The sequence below is a fragment of the Herbaspirillum sp. 1173 genome (assembly GCF_031455335.1).
Classification (GTDB): domain Bacteria; phylum Pseudomonadota; class Gammaproteobacteria; order Burkholderiales; family Burkholderiaceae_D; genus Herbaspirillum; species Herbaspirillum huttiense.
Map to the genome: position 1 here is coordinate 845,859 of NZ_JAVDSP010000001.1, position 15,221 is coordinate 861,079.

The following is a 15,221-nucleotide window of genomic DNA, read 5'->3' on the forward strand; positions in this document are numbered from 1 at the left end:
TTCCTTCACTGAGCACGCAAGCAGCCCGCCGGGCCGCGTGCAGTCTCAGCGACGGGCCAGGGTCGGATAATCCGAGAGAGTCAAGGTGAAGCCTTCTGCGCCGCGGGCATCCAGCTCCGCGTGTGCGCCCAGCGGCAGGGTCACCAGATCGCGCACATGGCCGAAAGGCAGGCCGGTCACGATAGGGGTGGCGATGCGCTGGCGCAGGAAGGCCAGCATTTCAGTGAAATCGTAGCCGTTGTCGATCTCGGCCAGGCGGTAGGCCGAGAAGTCGCCCAGCAGGATGGCCTTCTGCCTGGCCAGCACGCCAGCCTGCTCCAGCTGCAGGAACATCCGTTCCACCCGGAACGGATGTTCATTCACATCCTCCAGGAACAGAATCCCGCCGTCGATCGCGGGAAACTGCGGATGGCCAACCATATGCGCCATCATCGCCAGATTGCCGCCCCACAGCTTGCCCGAGCACTGCAGCACCGGACTGAGCGGATCGGTACGGCGGTCGCCATTGGCGGCCCGATCTGCACCGGCCTGGCCGTCATAGTTGTGGGCCACCACCTGCGATGAAGTCAGCGTGCGCCACAAGGTCGCCAGCGCTGCCCAATTGGGGGATTCGGCACCAAAGTCACCGGAGAGCATCGGCCCCTGGAAACCGGCGTAGCCGGATTGCGCCAGCAGGCAGCACTGCAGGGCCGTGAAATCGCTGTAGCCCACCAGCAGCTTGCCACTGGCAGCGAGCGCAGGAATATCCAGCGCTGGCAGGATACGGCTCATGCCGTAGGAGCCACGCAGCCCCATGATGACCTCGATTTCCGGGTCGGCCGCCGCTTCCATCAGTTGCGCCGCGCGCTGCTCATCGGTGGCGCCGAAGCGCTGGTAGCGCCGGGCATGGTCGTAGAAATTGCGCACCCGGCAGCCCAGCGATTCCAGCAAGGCCACGCCACGCTGCACGCCGGCCGGGTCCAGCCCGGCATGGCCACACGGTGCCACAATGGCCACCCCCGTTCCCGGCGGGACCAGTCCTTCCAGCAGTTCACGGCCAGCAGTTGCGATCGTCATGTTGGTTCACCTGATGCTTGAGCATCGCCTTGCGCGGCGGCGTCCAGCAGGCGTTGCTGCTTCACTTGTTCGCGTCGCATGGCGAAGAATTCTTTCAGTAACTGGCCACATTCCTCGGCCATCACGCCGCCCAGCAGTTCGGTGTGATGGTTCAGCTTGTCCTGTTCAAACAGGTTCACCACCGAGCCGCACGCACCGGTCTTTGGATCGGCCGCGCCATAGACCACGCGCGCCAGGCGGGCGTGCATCATGGCACCGGAACACATCACGCAGGGTTCCAGCGTGACGTAGAGTTCACATCCGGGCAGGCGATAGTTGCCCAGCTTCTCGGCCGCCCGACGCAGCGCCATGATCTCCGCATGGGCGGTCGGATCGTGCTTGCCGATGGGCTGGTTGAAGCCGGTGGCGATCACCACGCCATCCTTGACCACCACCGCACCCACCGGCACCTCGCCCAGCGCCCAGGCATTGTTGGCCTGGTCGAGCGCGGCGCGCATGTGGCGCAGGTCGGCCTCGGTGATGGCTTGCGGGAGGACAGCGCCGTCCATCAGTCGGCCGTGATTTCAGCCCAGCAATTGGGCGTTTCGTGCAGCACCAGCTTCTGCAGATGCAGGCCGGTGCCGTAGCGGTCCTTGTAGGCTGCCTTGAGGATGGCGAAGGCTTCGCGGGCCAGGTTTTCGACCGTCGGGATGCTGCCGATGATGACCGTCTTGTGGCCCGGCAGGCTGGCCAGGAAGTCGCGGACCGGCGTGTCCTTTTCATAGACCAGGAAGGCATGGTCCCAGACATCGACCAGGTGCTCCTTGGCCAGGGCCTTGATGTCGGAGAAGTCCATGATCATGCCATTGTCGGAATTGCCCTCGATGTCGATGACCGCGCCGGTCAGGGTGATTTCCAGCGTGTAGCGGTGGCCGTGCAGGTTGCGGCACTGGCTCTTGTGGTCCGGAATGCGGTGGCCGGCGTCGAATTCGAGTTTGCGGGTAATGGTGAGCATGAATGTTTCTTCGAGGATGGCCGCCGCACAAGCCGTGCAGCAGGCCGGGTAAAGCCATTGTAATCACGCGGCGCAGCGCCGCATGAAGAAAAAAGCAAAAAATCGATCAGGGGATATTGAGCAGCTTGTGGGTCTGGATGCTCAGTTTCCACTTGGGGTTGTTCTTGACCATCTCGATGGCCAGCCGGGTATTGGCGGCCGCCTGCAGACCATCCATGGGCTGCAGCAGGAAGTGCTGGAAATCCAGCTTTTCATATTCGTCCAGCGGCTGGCCGGGCTGCGGCACCACCACTTTCAGTTCGCTGCCGCGTTTGACCTTCAGTTCCGAACCCATCTTGGGGCTCACGCAGATCCAGTCCACGCCCTCGGGTACTTCGATGGTGCCATTGGTCTCGATGGCGATTTCAAAGCCGACCGCATGCATGGCCTCGATCAGGGTCGTATCCAGTTGCAGCAGGGGCTCGCCGCCGGTGAAGACGACGTATTTGCTGGCCGCGTGGCGGGCCGGCCAGAAGCTGTTGATCTTGTCGGCCAGCTCAGCCGCCGACTTGAACTTGCCGCCGTTCTCGCCATCGGTGCCGACGAAATCGGTATCGCAGAACTGGCAGATGGCGCGGGCGCGGTCTTCCTCGCGGCCTGTCCAGAGGTTGCAACCCGAAAAGCGGCAGAACACCGCCGGACGGCCGGCGTGCGCGCCCTCGCCTTGCAAGGTATAGAAGATTTCTTTGATGCTGTAAGTCACGATATGAAGGCGAAAGGCAGGCGCAAGGCCGCACTGGGATGAATTCACGCGGCGGGCTTCAGCAATTCAGCAAACTTCACTAAGTCACTGATATTGCAGCCCATTTTGTCCGCATCAGGGGCGATATTATAGCCGCTCCTCGCGCCAGTTCACCTCATTGATCCTCATCGAGCATGCGGCCGGGAGGCGGCAAGTCCAGCTTCAGGCCCAGGCGTTCGATCAGGCGGCGCGCATCAAAGGGGGCCTTGACCTTCATATCGTTATCAAAATAACAGTAAATATCGCGACTGGCCCGCTTGCGCGGCGCGCTCCCCGAGATACGCGGCCCATCTTCCGGCTGACCGCCGCTGGCCCAGGCCCGGATACGCTCGGCCCAGGCGTCGATGGCTTCATCGCTGTAACCGCTCTGGTACAGGCGCTTGTCGCCATGCAGGCGCAGGTACATGAAATCAGCCGTCACGTCCTCCTGATAGGGCCATTTCTTGGGCGCATCCGCGACGACCAGCGCGACCTTGTATTTGCGCAGCAGCTTGATGAAGGATTCATCCACGAAGCTGTCATGACGAATTTCCATGGCATGGCGCAGCTTGCGCTTGCGGTCGATGTCCAGCGCCACCCTGCCCTCCATGCGCGGCTCATGGCCACGCGCCAGCCGCTGCGCCGCCTCGGTATCGTGCGGCAGCAGGTTCAGGAAGTGTTCCAGCGGCTCCGGCTCATAGCGGAAGCTGGGCGGGAATTGCCACAGGAAGGGGCCGAGCTTTTCTTTCAGGTTCAGTACGCCGGAGGCGAAGACATTGGCCAGAGCGCCATCAATATCCTGCAGCCGGCGCGTGTGCGTGATGAAGCGATTGCCCTTGTGGCTGAAGAGGAAGCCGGGCGGCGTGTCTTCATACCAGCGCTGGTAGCTTTCGGGGCGCTGCAGGGCGTAGAAGGAACCGTTGAGCTCGATGCTCGGCAGCACCCGCGAGGCGTAGTGCAGTTCGTCGTCCTGACGCAACCCCTCGGGATAGAAACTGCCGCGCCACGGCGCATAGCGCCAGCCGGAAATGCCGATCCATATCTTGCCCATGATGCTCTCCTCGTTCAGATTCTCCTGTCCGGATGTGACCAAAGGCATCCAGCTTGGTGCCAGCCAGCGCGACTGTAGCGGGCCCGCTGCTGTTACACTGCTGGCCTCGCCGTTGACCATGCCTGTCCACTTCTTCACCATGTCCGCCACCCCTGCCATCACCCAGTTCCGCCTGAATTCCCCTGCACCCGAATATGACCACCCACGCGAAGACCGCCGGCTGGAGGGCAATCCGCTGCGCACCACGTGGAATCACTTCACCAATGCCAGCGGAGAAGTGAACGCCGGCATCTGGGCCTGCGAAAAGGGCAGCTGGCGCATCGCCTTCGCCCCCAACAAAGATGAATATTTCTGCGTACTCGAAGGCCGCTGCCGCGTCATCGACGAACAGGGCCACGCAGCCGAAGCGGGTCCGGGCGATGCGATGGTGATTCCGGCGGGATTCAAGGGCGTCTTTGAAGTGCTGGAGCCGGTGCGCAAGCATTACGTCATCGTCGAACGCGCCGCTGGCTGAACAACCACCTGCCCGCGCCATGTCCGCCTCGCCAGCCGCTCCCGACCAGATCATGGGCGCCGCCCTGCAGCACTACAATGGCGGACGTGCCGCAGAAGCCGAACAAGCCTGCCACGCCTTGCTGGCGCTGGTGCCGCAGCATCCGGCGGCCCATCAGCTGCTGGCCATGCTGGCGCTGGACCGGCAGGCGCAGGCGCAGGCGCGGCAACATATCCTGCTGAGCCTGGCACCTCGGCCGCAGCATGTGCCCTCGTTGCTCATGGCCGGCCGGATTGCGCTGGCCGAAGGCGATCCCGCCACGGCGGTCCACTATTTCCAAGCAGTTGCGCGACATCAGCCTGAACTGAGCCAGGCGCATTTCCACCTCGGCACCAGTTTGTCGGCAGTGGGGCGGCATGCGGAGGCAGTGGCGGCTTTGCGCCAGGCCGTCGCGCTGGCGCCGCAAGCCATGGAAGCCGTCCTCAACCTGGGGAGCGCCCTGCGTGAACTGGGCGAGCTGCCCGCCGCCCGTGAGGCCTTTGAACAAGCGTGCCGGCTGCGTCCCGAGGTAGCCGAGACCTGGTTCAACCTCGGTCTGACGCTGCAGGATATGAAGGAAGGTGCCGCCGCCGTCGACGCCTTTGCCCGCGCGCTGCAACTGCGTCCCGGCTATGCCGATGCCGCGCTCAACCTGGGTGTGGCCCTGCAAGAGATACATCGCATGGACGATGCCCTGCAGGCCTTCCGCACGGCGCTGCGGCTGCAACCGCAGTGGTTCGGCCGCATCGCCCACGCCCTGACGGCTGGCAAAAGCGGCCGGCTATGGCTGCACGTGCGTGACCTGGAAGCGGCCCTGCGTGGATGATTGACCTATGAACTGTCTGCAACAGACAACGCGTCGTTGTCGATGAGCTTCAATCTTGCTACTATCGGGGTCAAGGAGATGGCATTCCTCCTTCAACCGCCACCAACGTCCTGTTGGGGCTGATGATGCCTACAGTGACCTGGCAATCCGGGGCTGTAGGCGTTCGCCTTTCTGCTTCGCGCGCTCCTTACCCGGTGTGCCAGGATGTTCATTCAGCACTCTGGTCACATGAAAAATCAAAAACTCCCCGAACAGCTGCACCTGCTGCCTTACATCGTCAAATGGTGTCTGATCGCCAGCCTGATCGCCGCCCTTGCCGGATCGGCCTCGGCCTTCTTCCTCTTCGCGCTGGACTACGCCACGCACTGGCGTGAAACCCATCCGTGGATCATCTGGCTGCTGCCGCTGGGCGGTTTTGCGGTCGGCTGGCTGTACCTGAAGACCGGCAAGCCGGTGGAAGCCGGCAACAATCTGCTGATCGATGAAATCCACGATCCGAAAAAGGTGATCCCGCTGCGGATGGCGCCGCTGGTGTTGTTTGGCACCGTGATGTCGCACCTGTTCGGCGCCTCCGTGGGCCGTGAAGGCACGGCCGTGCAGATGGGCGGCGCGCTCGCCGATCAGCTGACCACGGTGCTGCGGTTGCGCACGGAAGACCGGCGCATTCTCCTGATGGCCGGCATCAGCGCCGGATTTGCGTCGGTCTTCGGCACGCCGATGGCCGGTGCATTGTTCGGACTGGAAGTGCTGGCCATCGGCCGCATGCGCTATGACGCCATCCTGCCCTGCTTCGTGGCGGCCATCGCGGCCGATCAGGTCGGGCTGGCCTGGGGCGTGCATCACACCCACTACCACATGGGCGGCGTGGTGCCGGTCGCGCTGTGGAGCGTGGCGGCGGTGATCGCGGCCGGTGTGGTCTTCGGGCTGGTCGGCATGGTGTTTGCCAACAGCACGCACCGGCTGTCGGCCTTCATGAAGCGCCACGTCAGCTATGCGCCGCTGCGGCCGTTCATCGGCGGCGCCATCGTTGCGGTGGCGGTGTGGGCGCTCGGTACGCAACGCTACATCGGCCTCGGCATCCCGGTGATCGTGGAAGCCTTCCAGCAACCGCTGGCCCCTTGGGATTTCCTGGGCAAGATGGTGTTCACGGTGACCTCGCTGGGCACCGGTTTCAAGGGCGGCGAAGTCACCCCGCTCTTCTATATCGGCGCGACAGTGGGCAATGCGCTGGCCCCCCTGCTGCATCTGCCGTTTTCGATGCTGGCCGGGATCGGCTTCGTGGCGGTCTTTGCGGGCGCGGCCAATACGCCGATTGCCTCCACCATCATGGCCGTCGAACTGTTCGGGCCGGAGATCGGTCCGTTTGCAGCGCTGGCTTGCGTGGTGGCTTATCTGTTCTCCGGACATACCGGCATCTATCACGCGCAACGCGTGGGACAGGGGAAGGTTCTGTCGCTGCCGGAAGGCTTGAAGATCGGCGAGATTGGCGCCTACAGAGCGCGGCGTCGCGTGGAGCGGGAGTCGGAGCACGCTCGCGAGAAGTGATGCCAGGTCAAACCAGAACCGTACAGCAAGCTGTATCGGGACTGTAATGGTTATCAGCCCAAACTGTACTGCTGCCCGAACCAGAGGTGTCCGCACAAGTGTCCGCACCAATGCCGATTTCTGATGCGGCCCCGGTCAGAAGTCCAGCTGCTCCAAGGTGATGCCCAGCGCTGACGCAATACGGACCAGCGTTGCTGGCCTTGGGCTGAGGCTCTTCTCATGTTTTGCGTAAGTTGGCTGGGCGACTCCCATCCGCGCGGCCACTTCGGTCTGCGTCAAACCAAGATATTCCCGCCACGCGCGCGCTGGCGTTGCGCCCTCAACCGTGGCTCCCACTACCTCGTTGGGTATGAGCTTGCACTCCTGTCCGCACAGCGCGAGGAATTGCGCGTAGGGCAGTACGGCAAACGCCGGTTTGCCGTCCGCGCCCTTGATCATCTGAATGTCAGTAGGTACGTTCATCACGTTTTCTCACTTCCTGGATTTCCACGATCCGGATCTCGACCGTCCAGTCAAACAACACGCGATATTGGCCCACTCTCAGGCGATAGCCGTATTCGTGATTCATCAGGCGTTTGACGTTGTGGCAGCCCGGCATCTCAACAAGCTCCTGGATCGCGCTGTAAATAGGCGTGCGGATGTGCGCGTCCAGCTTGCGCAATTGTTTGGCTGCTCTAGGGGTCCAAGTAATCACGTTCATGATTACCGAATATAGCCAAAATATCACTTTACGAATAATTTGGCTATTTTTCCTTGACGAAACTCGTCAAATTTTGGTTCAGGGGGTGCCGCTGCCCACTTCATCTGCATGCTGACAGATTAAAAACATTCACCGGCATCACGTCACCGAACGCGCGATAATCCCCGAACTCGACCAGCTCAGATGGCCCCTCAAAGCCACACCGCCCGCAGCCCAGCTGCCAAGGAGACCGCATGCCAGCCGCACCCGCCTTCGCCCGCACCGTCCGCCACCCCGGCCCGCCTGATCCGCAGCGCATCGTTGCACTGGCCGGTCCGGCGATGCATCTCAACTTCACCCTCGAAGCCGGCATGAACCTGCGTGACGCCATCAGCATTCCACTGTCACGTGCGGGCCTGGATGGCGGTACCGTGCGCTTCGCCAATCTCCCTGTCTCCCTCCTTCACTTCCTCATGCCTGCACTGGCGGTGGATGACCAACACGCCGCTTTCTACAGCGCGCCACAGGCGATGGAAGAAGGAACGGTGATCGAATACGCCTGCGCGACCGTCGGACGCAAGGATGGTGAGCCTTTCGTGCACTGTCACGCCATCTGGCGCGGACGCGACGGCCAGCGCCAGGGCGGTCACCTGATGATGGAAAAAACCGTGGCCGGCGCCAGTACGCCCGCGCAAGCCTGGGGCCTGCAAGACGCCACCATGGCGACTCGCTACGATCCGGAGACCAATTTCACCCTGTTCTACCCTACCCGGCTGAGCGACCAGACCCTCTCGTCGAGTGGTAAGCGCGTGGTACTGGCACGCATCCGCCCCGATCAAGATCTGACCATTGCCGTCGAACAGGTCTGCGCGGAGAACGGTATGCGCGATGCAGTCGTGCGTGGCAGCGTGGGCAGCATCATCGGGGCGGAATTCGAAGACGGGCGCGTGCTGGAAGACCGTGCCACTGAAATCCTGATCCGCTCGGGCGAAGTGCGTGATGGAGTCGGCCGCCTGGACATCGGCCTCATCAATCCACAAGGTCAGGTCTGTGAGGGCGTACTGGCGCGTGGTTGCAATCCAGTCTTGATTTGCTTTGAGCTGGTGCTGGAAGAAAAATAAAGCCGACCTCATCATGAAGGCCGGCTTTGTGACTAGCTCAGCGAGGTTTAGACACCCACCAGCTTCTTGAACGTCGGCAACACTGCCTCCCCCTTGAAGGGCTTGACGATCCATCCCTTGATGCCCGCTGCCTTGCCACGCTCCTTCATGATGGGCGAATTTTCGGTAGTCAGCATGATGATGTTCACGCTGGCATTGCCCAGTTCGCTGCGGATCTTCTCGGCCATGGTCAGGCCATCCATGTTGGGCATGTTCACGTCGGACACCACCAGCTTGATGGCCGGGTCGCTCTTGAGCTTGGCCAGGCCATCGCGGCCATCCACGGCCAGGGCCACGTCCAGGCCATTTTTCTTGAGGAAGTCACCGACTTCGGCGCGCACGGTGCTCGAATCGTCCACTACCAGGATTTGTGCCATCTTGAATTCTCTCTTTGCTTGATTTACGTAATTGCTTGAGGGGAAGGTAAATCAATGCCGGGGTGCTGCCCCGGCCTCAGAACAGTTCCAGCTCGCCGGATTCGAACAGCTCTTCCACCGAAGTCTGGTTCTCGGTGAAATCCTCCGGCGACCATGACAGGTTGAAGATGAAGCGCTGCAACAGCACCAGCGGCGCAGCGCCGTCATTCCGGCGCAGCAAGTACTTGAAGCACAGCTGCGCATCCTCCGAACCGAAGGAAATGTATCGATGCTGGTGATTGATGATGATCGGCACCTGGCTCAGTTGATGAATGGGCTGGCTCTGGTTGATGAAGCGGTTCTTGAACCAGCCCCAGATCAGGTTGGTCAGTTCGCCCAGCGCATTGTTGAGATGGCGGAAATCGCCCGATTCGTCCGGTGCCAGTGCCTGCAGCGTCTTCTGTTCCGCCTGCAGCATCATGTAGCCACGGCACCAGCTGCTCTCCAGCGGAATGAGCGTGAACACTTCGCCGAAGATGATCCGGTCGCGCACCAGGTAAGGCTGCTCGATCTCGACCTGCATCCCGGGGAACTGGCTCTCCAGCACCATGCGGCTGATCTCGGCAATGCCGCGCACCAGTGCATTGGGGTATTGCTGGCTGAAGATCGACGAGGCCACCGCTGGTGCCAGCGCATCGATGTGCTCGATGCGATAGACGGCGCTGAAAAGTTCACTATCGCGTTCGGACAATTCGACATCAGCAGCTTCCCGGCGGCGGCGCAGGAAGATCGGCAATTCCGGACGCACCTCGCGGATGCGGCGCGCCAGGCCCCGCCCGCCCTCGCCCAGTCCGGCCAGGCTTTCCGAGAGCATGATGCCGCCCAGGTCGACGTTGCTGCGCAAGACCGCCATCACATGTTCTTCATGCGCCTTCAGCCCGACCAGGTTGTGGCGCTCGCAAAAGGATTTGATGGTGTCGTAGCAGTCGGCGTCGCGGTCCAGGACCAACACCTTGCTGGTGATGGCGTTGTCGAGGCTGGCAGTGGCTTCCATGGTGATGAGATTCCCCCGAATCGTTGAATGGTCAGAACAGTTCCAGCTCGCCCGTGGTATCGGCCTCTTCGCCCGGTGCCACGGCAAAGTCCAGCCGGTCGTAAGTGGAAAGGGCCAGCGAGACATGCAGGCGCGGCGTGTCTGCCATGTCGATGGCGAAATGCCGCACGTGCGCGCAGTTGAGTTTTTGCAGGTAGGCCACGCACTGGGTATCGATCACGTTGGGCGTGGACATGCCCAGGTGCGGGAAGAAGCGCCCCAGTTCGCGATTGAAGATACCGCAGCAGAGATTGCCGCATTCGGCAATCGCATCCATCAGGGCCTGCTCGCCCATCTCGCTGGCCGACACCCGCGTCAGGCGCGCAAAGTGGCCGCGCGTGGCGGCGTCCGGCGAGAAGTGGAACATCACCATCAGGCGGAACAGATAAGACGAGATGGTCAGCACCACCATCTTCTTCTCGGTAAGGGCGGCGATGTCTTCCACCACCGAGATCTCCGCACTGGCGTCCGACGGCACCAGGCTGCTGCGCAGCGCCTGCTGCAGGAGCGTATCGAAACCGTCGCGCGCGCTGGCGCTGATGCGCTCGTCGGCCACGACCTCGGCTACTGCCTGCAGCTCGTCCATGTCGTTGGCGCTCATGCCGCTTCGGCCAGGGCTTGCCGGGTCTTCTTGTTGATCAGGTCGAGGCCGATGACGGCACCCATGATCATCTTGCCGCCGGCCTGCAGGTCCTGGAAGGTGGTGGTGGTGATCAGGTCGTTCTGGTACAGGTTGGCGCGATAGCTCTTGGAAAGCTTCTCGGCCCGCTGCGCCAGATCGCGCACTTCCTGCGCCACCACGGCAAAGCCACGGCCATGCACACCGGCACGCGCGGCTTCGATGGACGCATTCAGGGCCACGATGATGACCTGATTCACGATCAGCGCGAACTCGTCGTTCTTGCGATGCATCTCGCGGTTGTGCGCGATCAGCTCGTTCATGTCGTCATGCCAGCGCTCGAAGGTGCGCACCAGACCCAGCAGCTTGCTGATGGTGTCCTGCGACTCGTCGCAACTCTGGCGCACGCGCGACACGTGATCGGACTGCTCGCTGGACAGGCGCGCCAGCATGGCCTCGCTCTCGCGGCGCATCTCGGCCATATGCTGCTGCGCGGCCAGCCGATCCTGTTCCAGCTGTTGCTGGTGCGCGCTCCATTGCTGCTGTTGCTCGGCGAGTGCGGCCTGTGCCTGGTCACGCACGCGTTCCAGCTGACCGGCATCGATCAGCTGGCGCGCGCGGCGCTTCTGGCGCACCCACAGCGCGGCCATCGGCAGGCCGGCCAGGGCAGCGCCCAGCGCCACCAGAAGAAGTGATTGAAACATGGCGTGCTATTCCTGCTGTCTTGATGATATTGCGTGATCGCGTCAGGTGAATCAGGCGACCTGTGCATCGCCGCCCGGCGGCAGCACCGCCGGTGCAGCGATTTCCTGTCCCGCCATTGGATACGGCACGTCGATGCCATCGACTTCCACCGCCACGTTTTCCGGCAGCATCACGATGATCTGGAAGGCACGGAAGGCAGCCCCCTCTTCGCTATCCATGAAGCGGATCTCGATCTTGCCGTGTTCACGGGTGACGAAGTCCAGCACTGCATCCATGCCCACGCCGCGTCCCGACACCTCGGTCACTTCGCTGCGGGTAGAGAAACCCGGCTGCAGGATCAGGCGCGCGATCTCGGCATCGGTCAGTACCTGGTCCACGCTGATGAGCTGCTTCTCGATAGCGATCTGGCGCACCTTGTGCAGCGCCAGGCCACGGCCATCGTCAGACAGCGCCATCTGGAACATGTCTTCCATCACGCCCATTTCCAGCTTGATGGTGCCGGCTTCGGGCTTGCCCTTGGCCAGGCGCTCTTCGCCCGATTCCAGGCCGTGATCCACGGCATTGCGGATCAGGTGCATGAACACGTTCTGCAGCAGCGGCGAAGCAAAACTGTGGACCACGTAGCCGTTGTCGTCGATCTGCACCACCGGGGCCGACTTGCCGAGGTCGCTGGCCAGCGCCGGCAGCGAATCGATGACCGGGGCCAGTACTTCCTCGATGGTCTCGGTGCCCAGCAGGCGCAGGGTACGGCGCACGTCGTTGCGCACGGCCACCAGCTCGTGCAGGTTGGCGGTATTGACGTTCTCCAGACGCAGCAGGCTTTCCTGGATGTGCTTGCGGTCGATGGTCAGGACATGGCGTTGGTAGCCCGGCAGCACCTGGTCGCCGCCGGCACCGGCGCTGGCACCGCGGCCCAGCGTGACGTCGTTGATGCGGGCGTAGCGGTCGATGATCTCGCGCACCTGGGCCAGTTGCAGCAGCAGCTGTTCCTGGTTCCAGACGGCTCCGCTGGCCGGATGGCGCAGGTCGTCATAATGCTGCTCGGTGTGGTGGACCACGTTGGCCAGGTGCAGCAGGCCGTAGGTGCGGCCGTTGCCCTTGATGGTGTGCATGTTGCGGAACAGCTTGGCGATGGCGAAGGCCGTCGCCTGCGGGTTCTGGTGCACGATCTGCTCGTTCTCGTCCAGGAAGCGGCGGGCACTGACGATGAATTCGGCAAACTTGGCCGGGGCCACGGCGAGGATTTCACCAATCATTTCCAGTTCGCGCTTCTGCTCGTTGGCTTCGGCGGCCAGGTGGCGCAATTCAGTGACGTCGCGCACGCACAGCATCAGGCGGATCACCATGTCCTGCTCATCGGTGATGGGCGACCAGGAGAGATCGAGGATCTTCACGCTGCCGTCGGCCATGGTCTTTTCAATTTCGCCGACCATCAGGTGTTCGTTGAAGCTGAAGTTCATCACGTCTTCGCCGATGCAGGCACCGCCGATGGCTTCGATCTGAGAGAGCGTGTCGGCGCCGAGATTGGTGTTGGAGAAGACCAGTTCCATCACGTCGCGGCCGGCGATGTCGGTGGTATCGAACACCGTTTCGAGGAAGGCCGAATACTCCGGATGCACCTTGTTGCCATCGACGATGGTGAGAATGCCCTGCGGAATGTTCTGCAACATGGCCTGCATGTCGGCAGTCTTCTGGCGCACCTGGGCCGAGGCTTCCTCGATCTTCTCGACCATGCCATTGAAGGCGACGATGGAATGGCCCACTTCGTCCATGCGCTGCACCGGCAGGCGGCGGGTGAAGTCCTGGCTGGTGGCGATCTCGCCCATCATGGCGGCCATGCGGCTGATCGGACCGGTGATCTGGCGATACAGCAGGAAGCCCAGGCCACCCAGCAGCAATACTGCCACCACGGTGACGATGCTGATGGTGGTAGTGGTCTGCGCCAGCTTGCCGTTCAGCGAGGCAATGGCGTTGTCCTTGAAGCGGTTCTTCTCGATGCGCAGGGTGTTGACGATGCCTTCCAGCTCGGTCTGGTACTGCATCACGCCGCCGAAGAATTGCGCTTGCGCGATCTCGTTCTTGCCGGCCAGCTTGAACTTGGCGGTGGTATCGATGGCACCGAAGTAATTGTCCAGGCTTTCCTTGGCCTGCTCGATCAGCCCGCGCTGCGCTACGCCCTCAGCCTGCTGCGCCTGCAGGGCCAGTGCCTTTTCCAGCACGGCCTTCTTCTCGGCCAGCTTGTCGTTTTCCTGCGCGACCAGTTGATTGTCGGTCTCGTTGACCATCACCATGGCGGCCAACTGCACATCCTTCAACTGCCCCATGAGATCGGCCGAGGCCAGCACGCTGGGCATCACGCCCTCGGTCACCGAACGCACCTCCACGGCGCTGCTGCGGGATTGCATCATCGCGTAGCCACCGATACCGGCGATCGCGACAAAGGTAAGTATCACCAATAGCGTGATACGCATGCGGATGGTCATGGAATTCCCCTTGAGGTGGCGGTGAACCGGCGCAGGTTTGGTCATTTGCTTCAGTTTCTTCCCTGGAAACTGAACGAATGAACAGCCGGTCTGGATGCGGGGCGCATTGTTGCACTGAAGTATTACTGCTCCATGACAACAAAAAATTACACTTTCGCGTTTATCGGAGACTCGCATTTGCCCTGCCAGGGGCGATCTGCGACAGCATCTTCCTACATCAGCTTGGGGAGCTGTCCGATGGGCTGCCGCCGAGGAAGGGCCTAATGTGAAGCTTTTGGCGGCATGGCCCCCTGCGCCCTGCTGCCATCACGCTTACCCATTTGCTTTGCCAGTTGAACAGGAGCCCGCATGCCCAGCCTCAATCCCTCCCAATTGCAACGTTTCAAGGACAAGGTCGTCATCGTTACCGGGGCCGCCTCCGGCATCGGCGAAGCGACTGCGCGCCGCTTTTCGGACGAAGGCGCGAAGGTATTGCTGGCCGACCGCGATGCTGCCGCACTGACCAAGGTCTTCGATTCCCTTCCGGCCGAGCGCAGCGCCGCGCGTGAAACCGATGTGTCGCACCATGAAGACGTGCGCCAGATGGTGGATTTCGCCATCGAACGCTTTGGCCGCATCGACGTCCTGGTCAGCGACGCCGGCATTTTTGCCGAAGGCGACATCACCCAGGTCAGCCCGGAAGACTGGCACCACGTCCAGGCCACCAACGTCAACGGCGTGTTCTACGGGGCGCGCGAGGCCATGCCCCATCTGGAGAAGACGCGCGGCTGCATCGTCAACGTGGCCTCGGTCTCGGGACTGGGGGCCGACTGGAATCTGGCGGCCTACAACACATCCAAGGGTGCCGTCGTCAACCTCACCCGCGCCATGGCCCTGGATTTCGGCCGCAAGGGCGTGCGCGTGAATGCAGTCTGCCCCAGCCTCACCTTCACCGGCATGACCGCCGATGTGGCGGAGGACCAGGAACAGCTGGCCAAGTTCGCCGAACGCATTCCGCTCGGACGCGGTGCGGACCCGGTGGAGATTGCTTCCGTGATCGCCTTCCTGGCCAGCCCTGATGCCGGCTTCGTGACCGGTGTGAACCTGCCGGTCGACGGTGGCGTCACCGCCTCCAACGGCCAGCCGCCGCAATGAACCACAAGTGATTGAAAGTGAAGAGGAGCCCATCGTGAGCGACAAAATTCCCCTGCCCGAAGAAACCACGGAATCCACCGAGACCGGCATGGACCAGCGCAAGCCCAAGCCTCTGCCGCACCAGGCGCTGCAAGAGCGCAGCAAAGGCGCGACGGATGCGTCCCGGCAATCGACCGACACGGATGAACATCCGATGTCTGTTGGCAAGCCCTGATCCCATTCACACCA

Annotated in this window: 18 protein-coding genes and 1 riboswitch; of the genes, 6 read left to right on the top strand and 12 right to left on the bottom strand. The window is 62.3% G+C overall.

Annotated elements, in window-relative coordinates; all coding sequences use genetic code 11:
* Window positions 1–45 precede the first annotated feature (45 nt).
* The 5 genes from ldcA to J2X56_RS03880 all read right to left on the bottom strand — a co-directional run bounded on the left by ldcA (window position 46) and on the right by J2X56_RS03880 (window position 3,861).
* Window positions 46–1,056, bottom strand: a complete 1,011-nt coding sequence (gene ldcA, locus J2X56_RS03860) for a muramoyltetrapeptide carboxypeptidase (protein ID WP_227022712.1) — start codon at window positions 1,054–1,056, stop codon at window positions 46–48.
* Window positions 1,053–1,604 (bottom strand): tRNA adenosine(34) deaminase TadA, encoded by a 552-nt coding sequence (tadA, locus tag J2X56_RS03865; RefSeq protein ID WP_034332337.1) that lies wholly within the window; start codon window positions 1,602–1,604, stop codon window positions 1,053–1,055. Before tadA ends, ldcA begins: the two co-directional genes overlap by 4 nt.
* A complete protein-coding gene (gene queD / locus J2X56_RS03870; RefSeq protein ID WP_013234189.1) occupies window positions 1,604–2,050 on the bottom strand; it encodes a 6-carboxytetrahydropterin synthase QueD in 447 nt (148 codons plus the stop codon). The genes tadA and queD overlap by 1 nt, the downstream gene beginning before the upstream one ends.
* Window positions 2,051–2,156: 106 nt before the next feature.
* Window positions 2,157–2,792 (bottom strand): 7-carboxy-7-deazaguanine synthase, encoded by a 636-nt coding sequence (gene queE / locus J2X56_RS03875; RefSeq protein WP_121045574.1) that lies wholly within the window; start codon window positions 2,790–2,792, stop codon window positions 2,157–2,159.
* Window positions 2,793–2,946: 154 nt separating this feature from the next.
* Window positions 2,947–3,861: a DUF72 domain-containing protein gene (locus J2X56_RS03880; protein ID WP_121045575.1), complete on the bottom strand. Its 915-nt coding sequence runs from the start codon at window positions 3,859–3,861 to the stop codon at window positions 2,947–2,949.
* 139 nt (window positions 3,862–4,000) lie between these two features.
* Here J2X56_RS03880 and J2X56_RS03885 point away from each other — a divergent pair, with 139 nt between their 5' ends.
* The 3 genes from J2X56_RS03885 to J2X56_RS03895 all read left to right on the top strand — a co-directional run bounded on the left by J2X56_RS03885 (window position 4,001) and on the right by J2X56_RS03895 (window position 6,764).
* Window positions 4,001–4,375 (top strand): cupin domain-containing protein, encoded by a 375-nt coding sequence (locus J2X56_RS03885; protein WP_121045694.1) that lies wholly within the window; start codon window positions 4,001–4,003, stop codon window positions 4,373–4,375.
* Between the two features lie 19 nt (window positions 4,376–4,394).
* Window positions 4,395–5,219 carry a tetratricopeptide repeat protein gene (locus J2X56_RS03890; RefSeq protein WP_310158352.1) on the top strand — a complete coding sequence of 275 codons (825 nt, stop codon included), beginning with the start codon at window positions 4,395–4,397 and terminating at the stop codon, window positions 5,217–5,219.
* 65 nt (window positions 5,220–5,284) lie between these two features.
* Window positions 5,285–5,358, top strand: a riboswitch (Fluoride riboswitch).
* A gap of 89 nt (window positions 5,359–5,447) precedes the next feature.
* The gene (locus J2X56_RS03895) at window positions 5,448–6,764 is read left to right on the top strand and encodes a voltage-gated chloride channel family protein (RefSeq protein ID WP_310158354.1); all 1,317 of its coding nucleotides are present in this window, start codon (window positions 5,448–5,450) and stop codon (window positions 6,762–6,764) included.
* Window positions 6,765–6,899: 135 nt separating this feature from the next.
* On the opposite strand, the gene J2X56_RS03900 is transcribed toward J2X56_RS03895, so the two are convergent.
* Window positions 6,900–7,226: a helix-turn-helix transcriptional regulator gene (locus J2X56_RS03900; RefSeq protein ID WP_310158356.1), complete on the bottom strand. Its 327-nt coding sequence runs from the start codon at window positions 7,224–7,226 to the stop codon at window positions 6,900–6,902.
* Window positions 7,210–7,464 (bottom strand): type II toxin-antitoxin system RelE/ParE family toxin, encoded by a 255-nt coding sequence (locus tag J2X56_RS03905; RefSeq protein WP_209569710.1) that lies wholly within the window; start codon window positions 7,462–7,464, stop codon window positions 7,210–7,212. The genes J2X56_RS03900 and J2X56_RS03905 overlap by 17 nt, the downstream gene beginning before the upstream one ends.
* A gap of 233 nt (window positions 7,465–7,697) precedes the next feature.
* On the opposite strand from J2X56_RS03905, the gene J2X56_RS03910 reads away from it, so the two are divergent.
* The gene (locus J2X56_RS03910; RefSeq protein ID WP_310158358.1) at window positions 7,698–8,564 is read left to right on the top strand and encodes a PCC domain-containing protein; all 867 of its coding nucleotides are present in this window, start codon (window positions 7,698–7,700) and stop codon (window positions 8,562–8,564) included.
* Window positions 8,565–8,611: 47 nt separating this feature from the next.
* Here the strand turns inward: J2X56_RS03910 and J2X56_RS03915 are convergent, their stop codons facing one another.
* The 5 genes from J2X56_RS03915 to J2X56_RS03935 all read right to left on the bottom strand — a co-directional run bounded on the left by J2X56_RS03915 (window position 8,612) and on the right by J2X56_RS03935 (window position 13,859).
* Window positions 8,612–8,980 (bottom strand): response regulator, encoded by a 369-nt coding sequence (locus J2X56_RS03915; protein ID WP_034331553.1) that lies wholly within the window; start codon window positions 8,978–8,980, stop codon window positions 8,612–8,614.
* A gap of 76 nt (window positions 8,981–9,056) precedes the next feature.
* Window positions 9,057–10,013, bottom strand: coding sequence for a chemotaxis protein CheX (locus J2X56_RS03920; protein ID WP_134136428.1), 957 nt, complete (start codon window positions 10,011–10,013; stop codon window positions 9,057–9,059).
* Between the two features lie 31 nt (window positions 10,014–10,044).
* The gene (locus J2X56_RS03925; protein ID WP_134136430.1) at window positions 10,045–10,653 is read right to left on the bottom strand and encodes a hypothetical protein; all 609 of its coding nucleotides are present in this window, start codon (window positions 10,651–10,653) and stop codon (window positions 10,045–10,047) included.
* Complete coding sequence (locus tag J2X56_RS03930) at window positions 10,650–11,375, bottom strand: methyl-accepting chemotaxis protein (RefSeq protein WP_310158363.1); 726 nt, start codon at window positions 11,373–11,375, stop codon at window positions 10,650–10,652. The genes J2X56_RS03925 and J2X56_RS03930 overlap by 4 nt, the downstream gene beginning before the upstream one ends.
* 51 nt (window positions 11,376–11,426) lie before the next feature.
* Complete coding sequence (locus J2X56_RS03935; protein WP_310158365.1) at window positions 11,427–13,859, bottom strand: ATP-binding protein; 2,433 nt, start codon at window positions 13,857–13,859, stop codon at window positions 11,427–11,429.
* Between the two features lie 348 nt (window positions 13,860–14,207).
* On the opposite strand from J2X56_RS03935, the gene J2X56_RS03940 reads away from it, so the two are divergent.
* Complete coding sequence (locus J2X56_RS03940) at window positions 14,208–14,993, top strand: SDR family NAD(P)-dependent oxidoreductase (protein WP_209569702.1); 786 nt, start codon at window positions 14,208–14,210, stop codon at window positions 14,991–14,993.
* 34 nt (window positions 14,994–15,027) lie between these two features.
* Window positions 15,028–15,207, top strand: coding sequence for a hypothetical protein (locus J2X56_RS03945; RefSeq protein ID WP_245202077.1), 180 nt, complete (start codon window positions 15,028–15,030; stop codon window positions 15,205–15,207).
* Window positions 15,208–15,221 lie beyond the last annotated feature (14 nt).

Bases quoted from the DNA above. Each gene is read 5' to 3' on its own strand.
- ldcA (WP_227022712.1), bottom strand. From the start codon at position 1,056: ATGACGATCGCAACTGCTGGCCGTGAACTGCTGGAAGGACTGGTCCCG.
- tadA (WP_034332337.1), bottom strand. From the start codon at position 1,604: ATGGACGGCGCTGTCCTCCCGCAAGCCATCACCGAGGCCGACCTGCGC.
- queD (WP_013234189.1), bottom strand. From the start codon at position 2,050: ATGCTCACCATTACCCGCAAACTCGAATTCGACGCCGGCCACCGCATT.
- J2X56_RS03880 (WP_121045575.1), bottom strand. From the start codon at position 3,861: ATGGGCAAGATATGGATCGGCATTTCCGGCTGGCGCTATGCGCCGTGG.
- J2X56_RS03885 (WP_121045694.1), top strand. From the start codon at position 4,001: ATGTCCGCCACCCCTGCCATCACCCAGTTCCGCCTGAATTCCCCTGCA.
- J2X56_RS03890 (WP_310158352.1), top strand. From the start codon at position 4,395: ATGTCCGCCTCGCCAGCCGCTCCCGACCAGATCATGGGCGCCGCCCTG.
- J2X56_RS03895 (WP_310158354.1), top strand. From the start codon at position 5,448: ATGAAAAATCAAAAACTCCCCGAACAGCTGCACCTGCTGCCTTACATC.
- J2X56_RS03900 (WP_310158356.1), bottom strand. From the start codon at position 7,226: ATGAACGTACCTACTGACATTCAGATGATCAAGGGCGCGGACGGCAAA.
- J2X56_RS03905 (WP_209569710.1), bottom strand. From the start codon at position 7,464: ATGAACGTGATTACTTGGACCCCTAGAGCAGCCAAACAATTGCGCAAG.
- J2X56_RS03910 (WP_310158358.1), top strand. From the start codon at position 7,698: ATGCCAGCCGCACCCGCCTTCGCCCGCACCGTCCGCCACCCCGGCCCG.
- J2X56_RS03915 (WP_034331553.1), bottom strand. From the start codon at position 8,980: ATGGCACAAATCCTGGTAGTGGACGATTCGAGCACCGTGCGCGCCGAA.
- J2X56_RS03920 (WP_134136428.1), bottom strand. From the start codon at position 10,013: ATGGAAGCCACTGCCAGCCTCGACAACGCCATCACCAGCAAGGTGTTG.
- J2X56_RS03925 (WP_134136430.1), bottom strand. From the start codon at position 10,653: ATGAGCGCCAACGACATGGACGAGCTGCAGGCAGTAGCCGAGGTCGTG.
- J2X56_RS03930 (WP_310158363.1), bottom strand. From the start codon at position 11,375: ATGTTTCAATCACTTCTTCTGGTGGCGCTGGGCGCTGCCCTGGCCGGC.
- J2X56_RS03935 (WP_310158365.1), bottom strand. From the start codon at position 13,859: ATGACCATCCGCATGCGTATCACGCTATTGGTGATACTTACCTTTGTC.
- J2X56_RS03940 (WP_209569702.1), top strand. From the start codon at position 14,208: ATGCCCAGCCTCAATCCCTCCCAATTGCAACGTTTCAAGGACAAGGTC.